General features: G+C 69.2%; 13 protein-coding genes and 1 pseudogene. 5 read left to right on the forward strand and 9 right to left on the reverse strand.

From position 1 onward, the window contains the following. From putA to ACMT1E_RS08305, 5 genes are all read left to right on the forward strand, one after another. Complete coding sequence (gene putA / locus ACMT1E_RS08285) at positions 1 to 3,618, forward strand: trifunctional transcriptional regulator/proline dehydrogenase/L-glutamate gamma-semialdehyde dehydrogenase (protein ID WP_414899602.1); 3,618 nt, start codon at positions 1 to 3, stop codon at positions 3,616 to 3,618. Between the two features lie 207 nt (positions 3,619 to 3,825). After that, positions 3,826 to 4,989 (forward strand): thiolase family protein, encoded by a 1,164-nt coding sequence (locus ACMT1E_RS08290; protein ID WP_414899604.1) that lies wholly within the window; start codon positions 3,826 to 3,828, stop codon positions 4,987 to 4,989. Further along, positions 4,986 to 6,242: an SDR family NAD(P)-dependent oxidoreductase gene (locus ACMT1E_RS08295; RefSeq protein ID WP_414899606.1), complete on the forward strand. Its 1,257-nt coding sequence runs from the start codon at positions 4,986 to 4,988 to the stop codon at positions 6,240 to 6,242. Before ACMT1E_RS08290 ends, ACMT1E_RS08295 begins: the two co-directional genes overlap by 4 nt. 16 nt (positions 6,243 to 6,258) lie before the next feature. After that, positions 6,259 to 7,047: a cyclase family protein gene (locus tag ACMT1E_RS08300; protein ID WP_414899608.1), complete on the forward strand. Its 789-nt coding sequence runs from the start codon at positions 6,259 to 6,261 to the stop codon at positions 7,045 to 7,047. Positions 7,048 to 7,051: 4 nt separating this feature from the next. Then, a complete protein-coding gene (locus ACMT1E_RS08305; RefSeq protein WP_414899609.1) occupies positions 7,052 to 8,662 on the forward strand; it encodes an ATP-dependent acyl-CoA ligase in 1,611 nt (536 codons plus the stop codon). A gap of 69 nt (positions 8,663 to 8,731) precedes the next feature. Here ACMT1E_RS08305 and ACMT1E_RS08310 read toward each other — a convergent pair. The 9 genes and pseudogenes from ACMT1E_RS08310 to ACMT1E_RS08350 form a co-directional block, all read right to left on the reverse strand. Beyond that, positions 8,732 to 8,839, reverse strand: a pseudogene (locus tag ACMT1E_RS08310) (PEPxxWA-CTERM sorting domain-containing protein); the annotation flags it as partial. Positions 8,840 to 9,355: 516 nt separating this feature from the next. Then, positions 9,356 to 10,318, reverse strand: coding sequence for a helix-turn-helix transcriptional regulator (locus ACMT1E_RS08315; protein WP_414899610.1), 963 nt, complete (start codon positions 10,316 to 10,318; stop codon positions 9,356 to 9,358). 178 nt (positions 10,319 to 10,496) lie between these two features. Continuing rightward, positions 10,497 to 11,924 carry a gamma-glutamyltransferase family protein gene (locus tag ACMT1E_RS08320; RefSeq protein WP_414899611.1) on the reverse strand — a complete coding sequence of 476 codons (1,428 nt, stop codon included), beginning with the start codon at positions 11,922 to 11,924 and terminating at the stop codon, positions 10,497 to 10,499. Then, entirely contained in the window at positions 11,897 to 12,313 is a 417-nt protein-coding gene (locus ACMT1E_RS08325; RefSeq protein WP_414899612.1) for a gamma-glutamyltransferase, read from the reverse strand. The genes ACMT1E_RS08320 and ACMT1E_RS08325 overlap by 28 nt, the downstream gene beginning before the upstream one ends. Before the next feature lie 79 nt (positions 12,314 to 12,392). Further along, the gene (locus ACMT1E_RS08330; RefSeq protein ID WP_414899613.1) at positions 12,393 to 13,532 is read right to left on the reverse strand and encodes an acyl-CoA dehydrogenase family protein; all 1,140 of its coding nucleotides are present in this window, start codon (positions 13,530 to 13,532) and stop codon (positions 12,393 to 12,395) included. Between the two features lie 33 nt (positions 13,533 to 13,565). Next, on the reverse strand, positions 13,566 to 14,759 hold the full coding sequence (locus tag ACMT1E_RS08335; protein ID WP_414899614.1) for an acyl-CoA dehydrogenase family protein: 1,194 nt from the start codon (positions 14,757 to 14,759) through the stop codon (positions 13,566 to 13,568). Between the two features lie 38 nt (positions 14,760 to 14,797). Further along, the gene (locus ACMT1E_RS08340; RefSeq protein ID WP_414903344.1) at positions 14,798 to 16,258 is read right to left on the reverse strand and encodes a flavin-containing monooxygenase; all 1,461 of its coding nucleotides are present in this window, start codon (positions 16,256 to 16,258) and stop codon (positions 14,798 to 14,800) included. An 83-nt stretch (positions 16,259 to 16,341) separates the two neighbouring features. Next, on the reverse strand, positions 16,342 to 18,024 hold the full coding sequence (locus tag ACMT1E_RS08345) for an MFS transporter (RefSeq protein ID WP_414899615.1): 1,683 nt from the start codon (positions 18,022 to 18,024) through the stop codon (positions 16,342 to 16,344). A 109-nt stretch (positions 18,025 to 18,133) separates the two neighbouring features. Then, positions 18,134 to 20,248, reverse strand: coding sequence for a prolyl oligopeptidase family serine peptidase (locus ACMT1E_RS08350; RefSeq protein ID WP_414899616.1), 2,115 nt, complete (start codon positions 20,246 to 20,248; stop codon positions 18,134 to 18,136). Positions 20,249 to 20,347 lie beyond the last annotated feature (99 nt).

Genomic DNA, 20,347 nt, shown 5'->3' on the forward strand with positions numbered 1-20,347 from the left:
ATGAACGACACCCATCTCTTTGCCGCATTCGCGCCGCCGATCCGCGAACAGTCCCCCCTCCGCCGCGCGATCACCGCCGCCTATCGTCGCCCGGAACCGGATTGCGTCCGCCCGCTGCTCGATGCCGCCGCGCTGCCGCCGGAAACCCAGGCGGCGGCGCGCGATACGGCGCGCGCGCTGATTACCGCGCTGCGCGCCAATCGCAGCACCGGCGGGGTCGAGGGGCTGGTTCAGGAATTTTCGCTGTCCAGCCAGGAAGGCGTGGCGCTGATGTGCCTGGCGGAAGCCTTGCTGCGCATCCCCGACGACGCAACGCGAGACGCACTGATCCGCGACAAGATCGCGAACGGCGACTGGAAATCCCATGTCGGTGGCGAACGCTCGCTGTTCGTCAACGCGGCAAGCTGGGGGTTGGTCGTCGCCGGCACGCTGTTCGACAGCGTCGACGACAAGGGGCTGGCGGCGGCGCTGGCCCGCGTCGTCACCCGCGCTGGCGAGCCGGTGATCCGCCGCGCCGTCGCGCTGGCGATGCGGATGATGGGCGAACAGTTCGTCACCGGCGAAACGATCGCCGAGGCGCTGAAGCGCGCCCGCAAGATGGAGGCGAAGGGCTTCACCTACAGCTACGACATGCTGGGTGAAGCGGCGACCACCGCCGCCGACGCCGCCCGCTATCTGGACGACTATGAAAAGGCGATCGCGGCAATCGGCGCGGCATCCGCCGGGCGCGGCATCTACGAAGGGCCGGGCATTTCGATCAAGCTGTCCGCCCTTCACCCCCGCTATGTCCGCGCTCAGGCGGATCGGGTGATGACCGAATTGCTGCCGCGGGTGAAGGCGCTGGCCCTGCTCGCCAAATCCCACGACATCGGCCTCAACATCGACGCGGAAGAGGCGGACCGGCTGGAACTGTCGCTCGACCTGCTCGAAAGTCTGGCGCTCGATCCGGATCTCGCCGGGTGGAACGGCCTCGGCTTCGTCGTCCAGGCCTATGGCAAGCGCTGTCCGTTCGTCATCGACTGGATCATCGACCTCGCCCAGCGGGCAAACCGGCGGATCATGGTCCGGCTGGTGAAGGGCGCCTATTGGGACGCGGAAATCAAGCGCGCCCAGGTCGACGGCCTCGCCGATTTCCCCGTCTACACGCGCAAGGTCCACACCGACGTCGCCTACATCGCCTGCGCGAAGAAACTGCTCGCCAACCGACAGGTGGTCTTCCCGCAATTCGCCACCCACAACGCGCAGTCGCTGGCGACGATCTATCAGCTCGCCGGGCCGGATTTCCGCATCGGCGACTGGGAATTCCAGTGCCTGCACGGCATGGGCGAACCGCTGTACGAACAGGTCGTCGGCGCCGCCAATCTTGGCCGCCCGTGCCGCATCTATGCCCCGGTCGGCACGCACGAAACGCTGCTCGCCTATCTCGTCCGCCGCCTGCTCGAAAACGGCGCCAACTCCTCGTTCGTCAACCGGATCGGCGATCCGGCGGTATCGATCGACGAACTGATCGGCGATCCGGTCGATGCGGTCCGCGCCATGGCGGCGCCCGGCGCGCAGCACGATCTGATCGCGCTGCCGGCGGCGCTCTATCCGGATCGGGTCAATTCCGCCGGCATCGACCTCAGCGACGAAGACGCGCTGCACGCCCTCAGCCGCGCGCTCGCCGAAAGCGCGGCGACCGACTGGGCGGCCGGGCAGGACGGCACCGCGCGGCAAGTCCGCAACCCGGCGGACCATCGTGATGTGGTCGGTATCGTCCATGACATGTCGGTGCCGCAGGCGGGCGCTGCCGTGGCCCGTGCCGCGACGTCCGGCTGGCCGTCCGTACCGGTCGCCGATCGCGCCGCGATGCTGGAGCGCGCCGCCGACGCGATGCAGGCGCGGATGCCGGTGCTGCTCGGCCTGATCGCGCGCGAGGCGGGAAAATCCATTCCCAACGCGATCGCCGAAGTGCGCGAGGCAATCGATTTCCTGCGCTATTACGCGCTGCGCGCCCGCCAGACCTTCGGCGCGGAGCAGCAGCCGCTCGGGCCGGTCGTCTGCATCAGCCCGTGGAATTTCCCGCTGGCGATCTTCACCGGCCAGGTCTGCGCCGCGCTCGTCGCCGGCAACCCGGTGCTCGCCAAACCGGCGGAGGAAACTCCGCTGATCGCGGCCGAAGGTGTCCGCCTGCTGCACGAAGCCGGCGTCCCCGCCGACGCGCTGCAACTGGTCTGCGGCGCCGGGGATATCGGCGCGGCGCTGGTCGCGGCGCCGGAAACCGCGGGCGTCATGTTCACCGGCTCGACGGACGTCGCACGGCTGATCCAGAAACAGCTCGCCGAACGCCTGTCGCCTGCCGGCAAGCCGATCCCGCTGGTCGCCGAAACCGGCGGCCAGAACGCGATGATCGTCGATTCCTCCGCCCTCGCCGAACAGGTGGTGGCGGACGTCATCGCTTCCGCCTTCGACAGCGCCGGCCAGCGTTGCTCGGCGCTGCGCATCCTCTGCCTGCAGGACGACGTCGCCGATCGTACGCTGACCATGCTGAAAGGCGCGCTCAAGGAACTGCGTATCGGCCGGACGGACCGGCTGGCGGTCGATACCGGCCCGGTCATCACCGCAGAGGCCAGGGCCAACATTGAAAAGCACATCGAGGCGATGCGCGCGCGCGGCCGCAAGGTGGAGCAGCAGGACATGCCCGCCGAAACCGCGCTCGGCACCTTCGTCGCGCCGACGATCATCGAACTGGACAGCATCGCCGATCTGGAACGCGAGGTATTCGGCCCGGTCCTCCACGTCATCCGTTACCGCCGTGAGGACGTCGACGGGCTGGTCGCCGCGATCAACGCCACCGGCTACGGCCTGACCTTCGGCCTGCACAGCCGTCTCGACGAAACGATCGCCCGGATCACCGCGCAGGTGAAGGCCGGCAACCTCTACGTCAACCGCAACGTCATCGGCGCGATCGTCGGGGTCCAGCCGTTCGGCGGGCGCGGCCTGTCGGGCACCGGCCCCAAGGCGGGCGGCCCGCTCTACATCAACCGGCTGACCCGTCTCGCCCCCCCCGGTCCGGCCCCGGTGGCGGCCCCGGCCAACGCGGCGCTGGCGGATTTCGCCGGCTGGCTGGACGGGCGCGGCGAAACGGATGCCGCCGGCATCGCTCGCGCGCTCGGCAGCGCCTCCCCCGTCTGGTTCGAAACGGAACTCCCCGGCCCGGTCGGCGAACGCAACCTCTACGCCCTCCACCCGCGCGGCACGATCCTGCTTCGTCCCGCCACCCGCAGCGGGCTGTACCATCAGCTCGCCGCCGCGCTGGCGACCGGCAACACCGCCTGCGTAGAGGCTCCGCCGGAACTGACCGCATCGCTCGCCGATCTGCCGCCGTCGGTGCGCGGGCGGATCGTCCAGTCGGCCGAAATCTCCGCCGCGCTGGTCGAAGGCGAAGGCGCGGATGTCAGCGCCGTGCTTGGCGAACTCGCCGCCCGCCCCGGCGCGGTGGTTTCGGTCCACGCCGCCACCACCGCCGCCCTCGCCACCGCCGATGCCTATTGCAGCGCCTGGCTGATCGAGGAGGTGGCAACCTCGATCAACACCACGGCGGCAGGCGGAAACGCCAGCCTGATGGCTATCGGATAAGTTAAATATTCAACTTTTTGTTGCAAAGCGCGCCCGGTACGTGCACCCCTTGTGGCGTCCGCTCGACAAGCGGGCGGCGCCTCGGTATCAGCCGCGGCAATTCGACGTTATGGCAAGCCAATTGACCCTTGATCGCGCCGAATCCCGGCATGCGTATCCCGCCGCACCCCGGCGGAACGCGCCGGCCTGCACCGGAACTCCGCGCGAATGACCGCCGCCGGCTATGATGATGTCGTCGTCACCGCGCCGGTGACCGTTCCCTATCAGCGCTATTCGACCAAGGGCGCGCACTGGTTCCTCGGCCGCGCCGTCGCCGGCCTGCTCGACGCCAGCGGCCTGCCGAAAAGCGGGATCGATGGCCTGTGCGTGTCCAGCTTCTCGCTCGGCCCCGATTCCGCCGTCGGCCTGACCCAGCATCTCGACGTCTCGCTGCGCTGGCTCGATCATATCCCGATGGGCGGCGCCAGCGGCATCGTCGCTCTCCGCCGGGCGGCTCGCGCTGTCCAGGCCGGCGACGCCGGCGTCGTCGCCTGCATCGCCGGCGATGCCAACCGGGTCGATTCGTTCCGCGAAAGCACCGCGCGGTTCAGCCTGTTCTCGCAGGACGCGGTCTACCCCTATGGCGCCGGTGGCCCCAATGTCAGTTTCGCCTTCCTGACCGCCTATTACATGCGGACCTACGGCGCGACGGCGGCGGATTTCGGCAAGCTCTGCGTCGCCCAGCGCAGCAACGCCCTGCACTACCCCCACGCGCTGTTCACCACGCCGCTGACCCTCGACGCCTATCTCGCCTCGCGGATGATCGCCGACCCGATCCGCCTGTTCGACTGCGTGATGCCTTGCGCCGGGGCGGAAGGCTTTTTGGTCATGCGCCGGTCGCGGGCGGAACAGCTTGGCCTGCCTTACGCCCGCCTGCTCGGCGCGATCGAGCGGCACAATCCGTTCCCCGACGATCCGATCCAGTATCGCGGCGGCTGGGTGCTCGACCGCGACGCGCTCTACGCACAGGCCGGCGTCGGGCCGCAGGATATCGACGTTCTCCAGACCTATGACGACTATCCGGTCATCAACATGCTGCAGTTCGAGGATCTCGGTTTCTGCGGGAAAGGCGAAGCCCCCGATTTCGTCCGCCGCAACAGCTTCGAGGTCGGCGGCAGCTTCCCGTTCAACACCTGCGGCGGCCAGCTCTCGGTCGGTCAGGCCGGCGCCGCCGGCGGCTTTCTCGGTATCGTGGAGGGCTTGCGCCAGGTCACCGGCACCACGCTCGGCGCGCAGGTGGACGGCGCCCGACACGCGCTGGTCAGCGGCTTCGGCATGATCAACTACGATCGCGGGCTATGCAGCGGCGCCGCGATATTGGGGGCGGCATGACCGGCGACGTCAGGCGCAAGAACCCGATCCTGAAGACGCGCCAGCCGACGCTGCCGCCGGCGCTGCGCAGCCGCGTCGCGCTCGGCATGACCGCCGGCGCCGCCGTCGGCCGGCTCGACCTGCAACAGTGCGACCAGTGCGGCACCGTGCAGTACCCGGCGCGCGAAGTCTGCCGGAACTGCCTGTCCGGCCAGCTCGTCTGGCGGCCGCAGGACGGCCTCGGCACACTGCTCAGCGAAACGGTGTCGCGCGCGTCGATGGAACTGTATTTCCGCGAACGGCTTCCCTGGCGGATCGGTCTGGTGCAGCTTGCCGCCGGGCCGTCGGTCGTCGCCTATGTCCACGCCGCCTGCCCGGCCGCGCCGGCCGAGGTGCGGGTGGAGGTGGCGCTCGACCGCGCCGGCATGGCCGTTCTCGTCGCGATGCCGCGCGATGCGGCCGCAACTCTGGCGGAGGACCCGCACTTGCACGACATGACCTGCGACCCGACGCACCGCAAAATCCTGGTCACCGACGGCAAGTCGGACGTCGGCCAGGCGATGGTCCGCGCCCTCGCCGCCGCCGGCGCCAGCCAGCTCTGGGTCGGCCATGCCGAACCGTGGAAGCAGCCCCCCGGCTTCGCCGCCCTCGCCGATCTGCCGCAGGTGACTTTGGTGCCGCTCGACGTGACCGACGGCCAGTCGGTCACCGAACTGGCCGGGGTGATCGGCGGCAAGGTCGACATCGTCGTCAACACCGCCGACCACCACCGCACCTACGGCATCGCCGGCCGGCGCGGGGTGGAAACCGCGCAGGCGGAAATGGACGTCAACTATTTCGGCCTGCTCCGCCTTGCCCAGTCCTTCGGTCCCGCGCTGCGCGGCCGGGCGGCGGACGGGGCTGCCGGCGCCGTCGCCTGGGTCAACATCCTGTCGATCTTCGCCATCGCCAACTTCCCGCCTCACGGCACCTATTCGGCGGCGCAGGCGGCGGCGCTGTCGCTCGCCCAGTGCCTGCGCGCGGAAATGCGCCCGGCCGGCATCCGCGTCATAAACGTCTTTCCCGGCCCGGTCGACGAGGCGTGGAACCAGCTGGTCCTGCCGCCGAAGATCGCGCCAAAGGGGCTGGCCGATGCCGTCGTCAAGGCGCTGAAGGCGACGGTCGAGGATGTCTATCCCGATCCGGTGGCGCGCGACTGGCTGGAACGCTGGCGCGCCGACCCCAAGACCCTTGAACGCGAACTGATGGCGGCATCGCCGTCAAGCGCCGGCTGACAGAGCGGGGATTGCCATGACGACGGACGCATTGACCGGTTTCGCCGCCGCGCTGGCGGCAGGACAGATCCGCATCGTCGATCTGACCCAGACGCTGACGCCGGATTTCCCGCAGATCGGCCTGCCGCCGGAAATGGGCCAGAGCCGCCCGTTCCGGCTGGAGGAAGTGTCGCATTATGACGAACGCGGGCCAAGCTGGTACTGGAACAACTTCTCCTGCGGCGAACATAGCGGCACCCATTTCGACGCGCCGATCCACTGGATCACCGGCCGCAACCTGCCGAACAACGCGACGGACACGATCCCGGTCGCCGATTTCGTCGCCCCCGCCTGCGTCGTCGATTGCTCCGCCGAAAGCGCCCGCGACGCCGACTATCTGCTGACCGTCGACCGGCTGACCGCGTGGGAAGCGGAGCATGGCCGCATCCCGGCGGGCAGCTGGGTACTGATGCGGACCGACTGGTCGAAACGCACCGATCCCGCCGCCTACCAGAATTACGATGAAGTCGGCCAGCACACCCCCGGCCCCGACGTCGACGCCGTCCGCTTCCTGGTCGACGAACGCGGCGTCATCGGCTTCGGCACGGAAACGATCGGCACCGACGCCGGCCAGGCCGCCCATTTCACCCCGCCCTACCCCTGCCATACCTTCATGCACGGCGCCGGCCGCTACGGTCTGCAATGCCTCGCCAATCTCGACCAGCTCCCGCCGACCGGCGCGCTGATCGTCGCCGCGCCGCTGAAGATCCAGCGGGGCAGCGGCAGCCCATTGCGCGTCCTCGCGCTGATCGCCAACGGAGCCTGACGCCATGCCTTCATCCGCGCCCGCCCCCGCGCCGGCTTTCGCCCCCGCCGACCGTACGCTGCCGGTCATGCTGCAACGGCAGGCGGCGCGCTATGGCGACAAACGCCTGTTCGTCACCGACGAAGGCACGTGGAGCTATGCGGACGCGCTCGCCGTCGCCGCCCGCGCCGCCGCAACGCTCGCCGCCGCCGGGGTCCGGCGCGGCGACCGCGTCGCCATCCTCTGCGGCAACCGCATCGCTTTCCTCGAAATGGTCATCGGCTGCGCCTGGCTCGGCGCCGTCCATGTCCCGATCAACACCGCGTCGAAGGGGCCGCAGGTCCAGTATATCCTCGGCAATTGCGGCGCACGCCTGCTGGTGATCGAGGACGAACTGCTGTCGGCGCTCGACGTCGCCGACCTGTCCGCCCTGCCGCTGGAGGCGATCTGGGTGGTCGGCGCCGCCCCCGCCGATGAAATTCAGGGTCGCCCCTGCCGCGCCTACGCGCTCGGCACCGACGAGGTCGCCGCCGCGCCGGTCCGGCCGGGCGACACGATGGCGATCCTCTACACCTCCGGCACCACCGGCCCGTCGAAGGGGGTGTGCTGCCCGCAGGCGCAATATTTCTGGTGGGGCACGCTGTCGGCGCAAGCGCTCGGCGTCGTCGAAGACGACGTGCTGATGACGACGCTGCCGCTGTTCCACATCAACGCGCTCAACACCTTCGCCCAGGCGCTGATCGCCGGCGCGACGATGGTGCTCGAACGGCGCTTCTCGGCCTCCGGTTTCTGGCCGGCGACGGTGAAGCACGGCGCCACCGTCGCCTATCTGCTCGGCGCGATGGTGCCGATCCTGCTGTCGCGTGAGCCGAGCGCGGCGGAACGCGAACACCGGGTGCGGATCGCGCTCGGGCCCGGCGTCCCTGCCAATCTCCATGCCACCTTCATGGATCGCACCGGCGTCGCCCTGCTCGAAGCCTATGGGTCGACCGAGACCAACTTCGTCATCGGCCGCGGCATCGCCGACCAGAGGCTGGAGACGATGGGCCGGCTGCGCGACGGCTTCACCGCCCGCGTCGTCGATGCAGAGGACAACGAACTGCCGGCCGGCGAGGCGGGTGAACTGGTGCTGCGCGCCGACGAACCTTTCGCCTTCGCCACCGGCTATTTCAACATGGACGACAAGACGGTCGAGGCGTGGCGCAATCTGTGGTTCCACACCGGCGACCGGGTGGTCCGCGACGGCGACGGCTATTTCAAGTTCGTCGACCGGATCAAGGACGCCATCCGTCGCCGCGGCGAGAACATCTCGTCCTACGAGGTCGAACAGGTGCTGCTCAGCCACCCCGACGTGGCGGAAGCCGCCGTCTACCCGGTCCAGTCCGAACTGGCGGAAGATGAGGTGATGGCGGCGATCATCCGCCGTCCCGGCACCAGCTTCGACGGGGCGGAACTGCTCAAATTCTGCGAGACGCGCCTGCCCTATTTCGCGGTGCCGCGCTACCTGCTGTTCCCGGCGGACCTGCCACGCACCGAAAACGGCAAGGTCCAGAAATACAAGCTGCGCGAACAAGGCGTCACCCCGGACGCCTGGGACCGCGAAGCCCACGGCTACAAGCTCGAACGCCGCCGCTGAAACGCTCCCTGTTCCCGCGCCTCCCGCCACCGCCCCCCCCCCTACGGGGCGAGAGGCGCGGCGGCCGGCTTAGCCGTAGGTGACGACGGCGCGGCGTCGGCGCCCGCGCATCGCCGTGCCGACCAGCGCGAACCCCGCGATCAGCATGGCCCAGCCGGCCGGCTCCGGCACCGCCGCGCCCCCCGGCGGCGTTGCCGAAATCACCAGCCGGGTCTGCGTCGGCTGCGGCCTCGTGCTCGACGGCAATTTCTGCGTCGTGAAATTGAATGTGCCAAGTTTGAAGGTCGGGCTTGTCGTCGGGCCGGTGAACAGATCGATCGCCAGCAACGAAAACAGCAACGTGCCTCCCAGAGCGGCGCGCAAGCCGCCGCCTGTGCTTGCCGGATAGAAGATGACGTTGCCATTTGTCGATGTGACGCCGTTTGACGTGATCGATACGTTGAAGATACGAAAATACGGCCAGATGCTCGTGTCCGCCAGGAAATCCGATCCGTAGACCGCCGCCGACGGGTTCGCGTCCAATGCGAAACTGGCCTCGTAATCGCCTGAAACCGTGAAATAATACGTGTCGGCATGGGCCGGCACGGCAATGGCGCCGGCGGACGCGGCCAATGCAACCAGGTATGACTTCATTGCTTCCCCCACTAAGGTGAAGGGGGCGTTTATCATTCCGGCTTTGCCGCGCGTCTCACATCACTGGCCCGGCCGTCTCCGCGCGGCGGCACGCCAGGCGCGCGGCGACATGCCATAGCTGTGCCGGAATGCACGGCTGAACGCCGCCGCGCTGCGATAACCGCACATGTTGGCGGCCTGTTCGATCGCGCCGTCGCCCCGCGCCGCGATCATCGCCTTGGCTCGTTCCAGCCGGATACCGCGCACCATCTCCCCCACTCTCAGCCCCTGCCGGGCGAAAACCCGGTAGAGATGCGCGCGCGAACAGCCGATCCGGGCGGCGATCGCGGCCGCGCTCAGATCGCCGTCGGCCGCATGGCGCTCGGCGATGCCCCGCGCGGCGGCAACCAGCGCGACATCGGACAACAGTTCTTCCTCCGGTCGTTCCGCGCCAAGCTGGCGCAGGCAGCCGAGCGCCAGTTGTGTCGCGGCTGAAACGCCGGCATCCATCTCCGCGCGCGACAGCCGGTCGCCATACCGATGCATCTGTTCCAGATGGGCGTGCAGCACCGCGCCCAGCGGCACCCCGTCAAGCGCGACGACACCGCCGCGCTGCGGCAACGGGTTACCACCCACCATCCGCGCCACCATCCCGCGCGGAACGCTCAGGTAAACATGGTCATGCCGTGTCGCGCCGGTTTCGGTCACCGCCGTCTGACTGGCATCCATCACGACCAGTCCGTTCTCCCGGCCCAGCATCACCACGTTATCATGGCCCGCCCGCAACCGGACCGTGCCGTCCAGGATAATCGAAAACAGCAGCTGGTCCGCCCAGCCTCGCCCGAAACGGCAGCGCGTATTGGCGCTTTGCGAATGGCCGAGCAGCACCCCGTCGTCCATCGACCAGAACCGCAACTTGGCGGCATAGGCATCGCGCCCGGCGGGATCAATCAGCGACAGATCAAGCCCGGCATGCAGCGCGCGCCAGAAGTCGAAACGCTGCCCGGCCGCCACCTCCGCCGTATCAACGCGGGCAAAGCCCATGCATCTCCTCCTACCCCGGTTTCACGCCGCCGGCGCTCCCCGGCACAGGGTTTCTAAGCCGCTGGCCGGCCAACGTGCAACCGCTCCCCCCGCGTCGCCGCATCATTCTGGCACAGCCGGAGCGATGGAATGTTCATGCGTGCCCAATGGCTTGCGCGCCTTCGCCCCGCAACAGGCGCTAATAGGCCAGCGCGCAACCGTCGGCGCGCATCTCGCTGGCGGCGGCGTAGACGCGGCCGCCGGCCCGCTCCAGCCATTCGACGCATTCGTAGCGGCCGTAGCCACCCGGCGCCTCGGCAATCTTCCAGCCCATTGCCGCCAGCTTCGCCTGCGTTTCCGCCGGCACGCCGGTTTCCAGGTTCAGCACGCCGGTCGGCGACGCCTTCTCCTCAGCCCCGTCCTCGCCCATCACTTCGGAAGATCCGCCGTGGTGCCAGCGCGGGCTGTCGCCGGCCGCCTGCACGTCCAGGTCGTAATCGATCCGGTTGGCAAGGATCTGCACCTGCCCCTGCGGCTGCATGTCGCCGCCCATCACGCCGAACGCCAGCCAGGGCTTGCCCTGCCGCGTCGCGAAGCCGGGGATGATCGTCTGGAACGGCCGCTTGCCCGGCGCATAGACATTGGGGTGCCCGTCACGCAGCGAGAATAGCTGCCCCCGGTCCTGGAACATGAAGCCAAGCCCGTCGGCGACCAGCCCGGATCCCATGCCCCGGAAATTGGACTGGATCATCGACACCATCATGCCGTCCTTGTCGGAACAGCTGAAATAGGTGGTGTCGCCGTGGCTGGGCGCCTGCCCCGGCCGCACGTCGGTCATCAGCCGGTCGGGGCGGATCAGCTTGGCGCGCTCGGCGGCATAATCCTTCGACCCCAGCCATTCGAACGGCACCTTGGCGAATTCCGGGTCGGCGTAGTAACGGGCGCGGTCCTCATAGGCGAGGCGCTTCGCCTCCGCCTGCAGGTGGATCGACAGCGCCGACTGGAAACCGGCGCCGCGCATGTCGAAGCGTTCGAGGATGTTCAGCATCTGCAGGGTCGCCAGCCCCTGCGTGTTCTCGCCGATCGCGTGGACGGTGACGCCGCGATAGTCGGTGGTCAGCGGCTCGCTCCACGTCGCGCGCTGGGCGGCCATGTCGGCGCGGGTCATCCACCCGCCGATCCGCTTGAAATACGCCTCGATCGTGTCGGCGATCGGCCCGTCGTAAAAGGCATCGCGCCCACCCTTGGCGATCAGGCGGAACGTCCGCGCCAGGTCCGGGTTGCGGAATATGTCGCCTTCCGCCGGCGCCCTGCCACCGGGCGCATAGGTCGCCCGCATGTTGGCGACTTCCTCTATCCCCAGCCCCGGCCGCTGGAAATTGGCGACACCGCGCGCCAGGTAATAGGCGACGACCGGCGCGACCGGCACGCCTTCCTCCGCCATCGCGATCACTGGTTCAAACAGCTCGGCCCACGCCAGCTTGCCGTAACGCTGGTGCATCGCCCACCAGCCGTCGACCGCGCCGGGCACCGACACCGATACCGCGCCGTAAGGCGGAAGGACGCCGTTCTTCGCCCGCGCCCGCGCCGTCTCCAGGCTCAGCCCGCGCGGGCTGCGGCCGGACACCCGGCGATCCCCTGTACCTTGCCCGCCCTCGGGTCCCAGATCAGCGCGTAGACATCGCCGCCAATGCCGTTGGCGGTCGGCTCCAGCAAGCCGAGGCAGGCGTTCATCGCGATCGCCGCGTCGACCGCCGATCCACCTTTGCGCAATATGTCGATCGCCGCCATCGTCGCGCGCGGGTGGGCGGACCCGGCAGCGCCGTTCGCCCCGAACACCGCCGATCGGCTGGCGAAATTGGCACCGACCGGCCGGTCGCCTGCACGCACGTCCAGCCGCCGCTCATTGTCGACCGCCCCGCCCCGGCCAGCGCCCGGCGCAGCCGCCCCCCGCCCCAACACGGATGAAGCGATCGCGGCGGCGGGCACCGCGGCAAGGAAGGTACGGCGGCGCATGGCATTATCCCCCTGAAATGGCGACTCGCCTAGCGTATCACCGGCACCGGGGTGGCGGAAAGGTCACCCGCCCGGCCGCTCACGCCGCGATCGTCAGCGCCTCGAACCGGGCAAGATGATGGTCGATCGATCCGAACTGCCCCTCGATCATCGTCGCCCGCTTGAAATAATGGCCGATCGCCAGTTCGTCGGTCATGCCGATGCCGCCGTGGATCTGGATCGCGTTCTGCCCGACGAACCCGCACGCCTTGCCGACCTTGGCCTTGGCCTGGGACACGGCGGCGGCGCGTTCGGCCGCCGGCAGGTCCAGCTTCAACGTTGCCATCAGCGTCATGCTGACCGCCTGTTCGACCTCCATGAACATGTCGACCATCCGGTGCTGCAGCACCTGAAAATCGGCGATCGCGCGGCCGAACTGCGTGCGTTGCCGCGCATAGTCCAGCGTGCCGCGGTGGAGCATCCGCGTCACCCCGCACGCCTCGGCGCAGACGGCGGCGGTCGCTTCGTCGACGACCTGCTCGACGATCGGCAACGCCGCGCCCTCGCCACCGATCAGCGCCTCCGCCGGCACCGCGACATTTTCGAAATGCACTTCCGACGCGCGGAACCCGTCGACGGTCGGGTAATCGCGGCGGACGATGCCGGGCAGCCCGGCGTCGATCAGGAACAGCGAGACCCCGTCCGCCTCGCGCTGGCCGCCGCCGGTCCGCGCCGTCACCAGCAGGTGCGTCGCCCACGGCGCGGCATAGACCACCGCCTTGTGCCCGTTCAGCACCCAGCCGCCGCCGTCCCGCTTGGCGGTCGTGCGCAGGTTGGCCAGATCGTAACGCCCCTGCGGCTCGGCATAGGCGAAGGCGATGATCGCGTCGCCGGCGATGATCTCGGGGATCAGCGCATCGGCCAGCGCCCCGCCCGCCGCGTTCAGCGCGCCGCCGCCGATCACCACCGTCTGCAGGTACGGCTCGATCGCGATCGCCTCGCCCAGCTTCTCCATCACCACCAGATTGTCGACGGCATCGCCGCCCAGCCCGCCATGCGCCTCGGCGAACGGCGCGCCCAATATGCCAAGCTCCGTCGCCAGCGCCTTCCATATGCCGGGGTCGCGCCCGCTGTCGGACGCGACAACCTTGCGCCGCCGCTCGAAATCGAAATTCTCGGTCAGGAAGCGGCCAAGCGTGTCGCGCAGCATCTCCTGCGTATCGGTATAGGTGAAATCCATGTCAGGCCCTTTCGGCCGGGCGGACGCGCGGCGTCACAGGCCCAGCACCATCTTGGCGATGATATTGCGCTGAATCTCGTTCGACCCGCCATAGATGCTGGTCTTGCGCATATTGAAATAGGTCGGCGCCGCCCGCCGGGCGTAGTCCGGGCCGATCGCATGGGCATTGTCGCCCTCGCCGAACCCGCGAAAATAGGGCGCGCCGTAATGGCCGACCGCTTCCAGCGCCAGTTCGGTGATCCGCTGCTGGATCTCGGTGCCCTTGATCTTGAGCAGGCTCGATTCCGGTCCCGGCCCCTTGCCCGCCGCCTCGCCGGCCAGCGTCCGCAGTTCGGTGAACTCCAGCGCGGTCAGGTCGACCTCCAGCTCGGCCAGCTTGCGGCGGAAGAACGGGTCGGCGATCAGCGGCTGGTCGCCGTCGGTCTCGGTCCGGGCAATCGCCTTGATCCGCTCCACCCCCCGCTTCGACCGGGCGACGCCGGCAATGCCGGTGCGCTCATGCGCCAGCAGGAACTTGGCGCAGGTCCAGCCCTTATTCTCTTCATGCACGCGCTGGTCGACCGGCACGCGCACGTCCTCCAGCCACACTTCGTTGACCTCATGCTCGCCGCCCAGCGTGATGATCGGCCGCACGGTGATGCCGGGCGTCTTCATGTCGATCAGCAGGAAGCTGATCCCCTCCTGCGGCTTCACAGTCGTGTCGGTGCGGACGAGGAAGAAGCCCCAGTCGGCATGCTGGGCCAGCGTCGTCCAGGTTTTCTGCCCGTTGACGACATAATGGTCGCCGTCGCGCACCGCGCGGGTGCGCAGCGACGCCAGGTCGGACCCGGCACCGGGTTCGGAATAGCCCTGGCACCACCAGTCGTCGCCGGACAGGATGCGCGGCAGAAAGCGTTGCTTCTGCGCCGCCGTCCCGAACGTGTAGATCACCGGCGCGACCATGTTGATGCCGAACGGCAGGATCGGCACCGTGTCGGCGCGGGCCAGTTCCTCCGACCAGATATAGCGCTGCGTCGCGGTCCACCCCGGCCCGCCATACTCAACCGGCCAGCCCGGCGCGACCCAGCCCTGCTTCGCCAGCACCCGGTGCCAGCTCAAATAGTCTTCCTTGCCCAGTTCCTCGCCCCGGTCCTGCCGCGCGCGCAGCGCCGGTGGGTAATGCGCGGCGATGAAGGCGCGCGCCTCCGCCTGAAAAGCCAGGTCCTCCGCGGTGAAATTCAGGTCCATTCCGGCCGACTCCTCTCAACGTCGACGATAACGCTACTTTACGCTGACGTAAACTGCGGGTTGGAAAACACCATCGCGCCGTCGTCGATCGGCGCGTAACGGAACAGCATCAGATCGCGCAGGTAATTCTGGTGGATTCGCCACGGCTTGCGCGTCCCCTGCTTGGGAAACAGCGCCAGCGATCGCTGGACATAGCCGGATGTGAAGTCCAGCCACGGCGCCGCCTCCATCGGCTCGGCGGGCAGCGTCGGCATCGCGATGGCGTGGCCGCGCGCCTTCATGTGGTTCAGCAGGCGGCAGACATAGGCGCTGGTCAGGTCGGCCTTCAGCGTCCACGACGCGTTGGTATAGCCGAAGGCGGAGGCAAGGTTCGGTACCCCGCTGAACATCATCCCCTTGTAGCTGATCGTTTTGGCGAAATCGACGCGGGCACCGTCGACGAAGAACGCTGCCTTGCCGAGCACGGCCAGCTTCAGCCCGGTCGCGGTGACGATCACGTCGGCGGGCAGATCCGCTCCCGATTCCAGCCTGATCCCGCCCGGCGTAAACCGCGCGATCCGGTCGGTCACCACCGACACCCGCTTCGCGTTGATCGCGTCGAACAGGTCGGCGTCGGGGACCAGGCACAGGCGCTGGTCCCACGGGTTGTAATCCGGGGTGAAATGCCGCGCGACGTCGTAGTCGGGGCCAAGCTGGTCGCCTACCAGGCCGATCAGCTTGGCCTTGGTCTTCTCCGGCCGCTTGCGCGCCAGGTTGAAGAACAGCATGCCGAGCAGCACGTTCTTCCACCGCACCAGCCCATAGGCCAGCTTGGCGGGCAGCACCCGGCGCAGGCCGTTGGCGATCCGGTCCTCCGCCGGCCGCGACACGACATAGGTGGGCGATCGTTGCAGCATCGTCACATGCGCCGCCGTCCGCGCCATTTCCGGCACGATCGTCACCGCCGTCGCGCCGCTGCCGATCACCACCACCCGCTTGCCGGCATAGTCCAGGTCGTCGGGCCAGTGCTGAGGGTGAACGATCCGCCCGGCAAACTCCGCGCGCCCGGCAAAATCCGGGTCATGGCCGCCGGCATAGTCGTAATAGCCGCTGCACATCAGCAGGAACGAACAGGTGAAGGCGCCGCCCTCGCCGCCCCGCTCCGTCTCGACCGTCCAGCGCGCCTCCGCGCTCGACCAGGACGCCCGCACCACCGCCTGCCCGAAGCGGATATGGCGGTCGATGCCGTTGTCGCTGGCGGTCCGGCGGACATAGTTCAAAATCGACGGGCCGTCGGCGATCGCCTTCGCCTCCACCCACGGGCGGAACGAATAGCCCAGCGTGAACATGTCCGAATCCGACCGGATGCCGGGGTAGCGGAACAGGTCCCACGTCCCGCCGATCGCCTCGCGCGCCTCCAGGATCGCATAGTTGCGGTCCGGGCAATGCTTCTGCAGGTGATAGGCGGCACCGATGCCCGACAATCCGGCCCCGACGATGATGACGTCGAAATGCTCCATGCCGATCCGTTCCTCTCCCGGCTCGGCCGACTGTCGCGCACTCGCCGGCATTTTGCAAAAATCCGGCTGGCCGTAGCGTCCGCTCAGGTGCAGCGGGTCGGGTCGGTCATCGGATCGCTGATTTCGGGGGCGGCCTGCGCCCGGCCGGTCGGCAGCGATCCGGTCTGCCGCTCGATCATCCGGTGAACGACCGGCAGTTTCGGCCCGGCATGCAGCGCGGCCAGTTGCGCGCTGTTATCGGCATCGGCGTGGGTGCGCCGCTGGTTGTGGCGGACATAATCCAGCCAGGTCGGCACATGGTACCGCTCGATCCACAACATCGGGTCGGCCAGGTCGCGCAGCAGCGTCCAGTGGCGGGCGCCGTCGCGGCGGCGGATGCGGCGGCGCTCCGCCATCACTTTCAGGAACGCCATCACGTCGCCGGGCGCGATCCGGTATTCGATGGTGATGACCACCGGCCCGGTGCGCGGTTCGACCGGCACCGCCGTCTCCGGCTCCGTCCAGCGGCTGAGCGGGTCCAGGTTCAAATCTTCGACCTGCGGCAACGGCAGACGGAAACCGACCAGCGCGCTCCCCGCCTGGGCGATCGCCGCCGCGAACAGGGCGACGGCGACGCCTTCGCTCTCGGCGATCAGCCCGAACACCCAGCTTCCCGCCGCCATGCCGCCGAACGCCGCCATCTGGTACAGCGCCAGCCCGCGCGCGACGACCCAGCGCGGCGACGCCATCTGCACGGTGACGTTGAACGTCGACAGCGCCAGCACCCATCCGGCACCGGCCAGCATCAGCGCGACAACGGTCAGCGGCATCCAGCGGCTCGCGCCGGTCGCGAGCGCGCCGACCGCCAGCGCCAGCGACGCGATCCGCACGATCCGCTCGGTCGTCAGGTGCCGGCGCAGGCGCACGGTGGCCAGCGCGCCGCCGACCGCGCCGATGCCGAACCCGCCGAGCAACATGCCATAGACCAGCGGCCCGCCGCCCATCAGGTCGCGCGCGACCAGCGGCATCAGCGCCGGGATCGCACTCGCCGCGATGCCGAACAGCGCGGCGCGCAGCATCACTACCCTGAGGTTGGGCGACATCGCGACATAGCGCAGCCCGGCGGCGACCGCGACGCCCAGCCGCTCGCGCGGCAACAGGCGCGGCGGCAGGTTGGGCCGCCAGCGGGCCAGCACGACGATCAGCCCGGCATAGGACAGCGCGTTGGCAAAAAACGCCGCCGCCGCCCCCGCCGCCGCGACGATCAGCCCGCCCACCGCCGGGCCGACGCTGCGCGCGATGTTGAACCCCATGCTGTTGAACGCCACCGCGCCGGGCAACACCGGGCGCGGCACCATGTCGCCGACGGACGCCTGCCAGGCGGGGCCGTTGAACGCGGTGCCGCAACCGATCAGAAAGGTGAAGACCAGCAGCAACCAGGGGCTGAGCAGCCCGGCCCAGGCGCACAGTGCCAGTCCGGCCGAAACCGTCAGCATGAATGCCTGCGCCGACAGCATCACCGACCGCCGGTCGAGATTGTCGGCCACTGCCCCCGCCCATAGCGACAGCAGCATGATCGGCAGCGTCGTCGACGCCTGAACCAGCGCCACCATCTGCGGCGATCCGCTCAGCGACACCATCATCCACGACGCGCCGACCGACTGGATCAGCCCGCCGAAATTGGACACCATGCTCGCCAGCCACACCGCCCGGAACACCGGGATCGACAGCGGCGACGGCGGCGGCGGGCCGGGCGCGGTCAGGGTCTCGGGCGGGGCATCGGCCATGCCGGCCATCGTTGCGGCAACCGTCGGCGGAAGCCAACCCCCAGCGCGCGCGCCATCGTCGGACCGGTCATAGCGCCGCGACCTGCCGCCCCGCCACCGCGCCAGCCCGTCAGTCCCGCGCCGCCCCGCCCAGTTCCCTGTTCAGATAGACGGTGACCATCGCCGCGCGCCGGGCATCCTCCAGCCGGTCGGCGCCGGCCGCATGCCCACCCTCGATCGCCTCGGAATAATAGAATCCGTCGCCAAGCTGTTCCAGCTTCGCCGCGAATTTGCGGGCATGGCCGGGGTGGACGCGGTCGTCCTTGGTCGACGTGTAGATGAACGGCCGGGGATAGCGCACCCCGGCCGCCAGCTTCTGATAGGGCGAATAGCGTTCGATGAACGCCCAGTCCTCCGGCTTGTCCGGGTCGCCATATTCACCCATCCACGACGCGCCGGCCAGCAGGTGGGAATAACGCTTCATGTCGACAAGCGGCGATCCCATGATGATCGCGCCGTACAGGTCCGGCCGCTGCGTCATCAGCACGCCGACCAGCAACCCGCCGTTCGACCGCCCCGACGCCGCGATCTTCCCCTTGGCGCTGATCCCGGCGGCGATCAGGTCCTCGGCGACGGCGTGGAAATCGTCATAGGCGTTCTGCCGCTTCTCGCGCAGCGCCGCCTGGTGCCATGCCGGGCCATACTCCCCGCCGCCACGGATATTGGCCAGGACATAGGCATTGCCCTCCTCGACCCAGAACAACGCCGCCGGCCCGCTGCGATAGGGCTGCCCGGTCAGGTAGGTCGGCGTCTGCGCCAGCCGGAAACCGCCATAGGCGTGGATCAGTGCCGGCACCGGCCCCGTGCCCCCCGGCTTGCGGACCAGGAAATAGGGCACCTTCGTCCCGTCCTTCGACGTCGCGAAACGCTGCGTCACTTCCATCTTCGACGCGTCGAACCGCGCCGGCAGCGCCTGCACCGCCACCGGGGCCGCCCCCGGCCGCACCGCATAGAGCGTCGGCGGCGTCAGCATCCCCTCGACCGTCGCGAAGGCCAACTCCTCACCCCCCGCCGCCGCGTCCAGATGGACGGTCGTGTTGGCCGGCAGCGCCGCCGCCTGCTGCGCCCACGCCCCGTCCGCCCCCCGCCGCAGCGCGACCAGCCTGCCCGACACGTCGTCGAGCAGCTTGACCCACAGCACCGCCTTGCCCGCCGCGACCTGCTCGATCGCCTGGCTTGGCCCCGGCACCATCACCGCGCGCACCACCGGCGTCCGCCCGGCCAGCACGTCGGCGATCGCATATTCGACGATCGCACCCGTCGGGTGCCCCTGCCACGGGCTGGCCAGCGTCGCGAACAGGTGCCCGCCCAGCACGTCCTCGACCTCGGCGTCGACCGGCAGCGGCGATCGCACCAGCCGCCCGTCCGGCGCGACATGGCTCACCTCGCTGCGGTAGAAATCGATACCGCGCGCGATCACCGGCCAGCGCGCCTCGCCCTCGACGAACACGTGCGGGCGGATGCTGACGTCGCTCGTCTCAGCCTCCGCCACCGTCACCGCCGCCGACAGCGGCGTTCCCCGCCGCCACAGCTTGACGATCCGGCCATAGCCGGAACTGGTCAGGCTCCCCGGCCCGAAATCGGTGGTGACATACAGCGCGTCCGGCCCGGCCCAGGCGGTATCGCTCTTCGCCGCCGGCAGCACGAAGCCGTCGGCCACGAACGTCCCGCTCGCCAGGTCGAACTCCCGCCGCACCGCCGCGTCGCCACCGCCGTCGGACAGGGTGACGATGCAGCGCGCATAGTCCGGCGCCCGGCAATCCGCCCCGCCCCAGACCCAGCTCCTGCCCTCCGCCCGGCCGAGCGCGTCCAGGTCGATCAGCGTGCGCCATTCCGGCTTGCCCGCCGCGAACGAAGCGAGCGAGGCGACCCGCCACACCCCGCGCACATGCGCCTTGTCGCGCCACAGGTTCAGCACCTTGTCGCCAATCACCCGATCGGGCGTCGCGATCTGCGCGTCGTCCTGCAACAGCGCCAGCGCCCGCTCGCGATAGGCGGCAAAGCCCGGCGCCTTCTCCAGCACCGCATCGGCGGCGGCGTTCCACCTGCGCACCTTCGCCAGCGCAGCCGCACCCTCCACCGCCTCCAGATAGGCATTGGGGTCGGCGGCCAGCGGAGCGGCGCCGGCGAGCGGCGCGGCCAGCGCGCAAATCAGCGCGGACGACAGTGTCAGGCGAAGCGTCATCGGCGAATAATCCCGTGGAATGAATCCCTTGCCCGATGTGCCGCCAGTTTCACGCCCCGGTCAAGCCGCACCAGCGCGCGCATTCATTGACCATGAACC

Origin of the sequence: Sphingomonas flavalba (assembly GCF_047553045.1) — a bacterium.
Taxonomy (GTDB): Bacteria; Pseudomonadota; Alphaproteobacteria; order Sphingomonadales; family Sphingomonadaceae; genus Sphingomonas_L; species Sphingomonas_L flavalba_A.

Excerpts from the sequence above, each read along its gene's own strand:
- putA (WP_414899602.1), top strand. The coding sequence starts at position 1 with ATGAACGACACCCATCTCTTTGCCGCATTCGCGCCGCCGATCCGCGAA.
- ACMT1E_RS08290 (WP_414899604.1), top strand. The coding sequence starts at position 3,826 with ATGACCGCCGCCGGCTATGATGATGTCGTCGTCACCGCGCCGGTGACC.
- ACMT1E_RS08295 (WP_414899606.1), top strand. The coding sequence starts at position 4,986 with ATGACCGGCGACGTCAGGCGCAAGAACCCGATCCTGAAGACGCGCCAG.
- ACMT1E_RS08300 (WP_414899608.1), top strand. The coding sequence starts at position 6,259 with ATGACGACGGACGCATTGACCGGTTTCGCCGCCGCGCTGGCGGCAGGA.
- ACMT1E_RS08305 (WP_414899609.1), top strand. The coding sequence starts at position 7,052 with ATGCCTTCATCCGCGCCCGCCCCCGCGCCGGCTTTCGCCCCCGCCGAC.
- ACMT1E_RS08315 (WP_414899610.1), bottom strand. The coding sequence starts at position 10,318 with ATGGGCTTTGCCCGCGTTGATACGGCGGAGGTGGCGGCCGGGCAGCGT.
- ACMT1E_RS08325 (WP_414899612.1), bottom strand. The coding sequence starts at position 12,313 with ATGCGCCGCCGTACCTTCCTTGCCGCGGTGCCCGCCGCCGCGATCGCT.
- ACMT1E_RS08330 (WP_414899613.1), bottom strand. The coding sequence starts at position 13,532 with ATGGATTTCACCTATACCGATACGCAGGAGATGCTGCGCGACACGCTT.
- ACMT1E_RS08335 (WP_414899614.1), bottom strand. The coding sequence starts at position 14,759 with ATGGACCTGAATTTCACCGCGGAGGACCTGGCTTTTCAGGCGGAGGCG.
- ACMT1E_RS08340 (WP_414903344.1), bottom strand. The coding sequence starts at position 16,258 with ATGGAGCATTTCGACGTCATCATCGTCGGGGCCGGATTGTCGGGCATC.
- ACMT1E_RS08345 (WP_414899615.1), bottom strand. The coding sequence starts at position 18,024 with ATGGCCGATGCCCCGCCCGAGACCCTGACCGCGCCCGGCCCGCCGCCG.
- ACMT1E_RS08350 (WP_414899616.1), bottom strand. The coding sequence starts at position 20,248 with ATGACGCTTCGCCTGACACTGTCGTCCGCGCTGATTTGCGCGCTGGCC.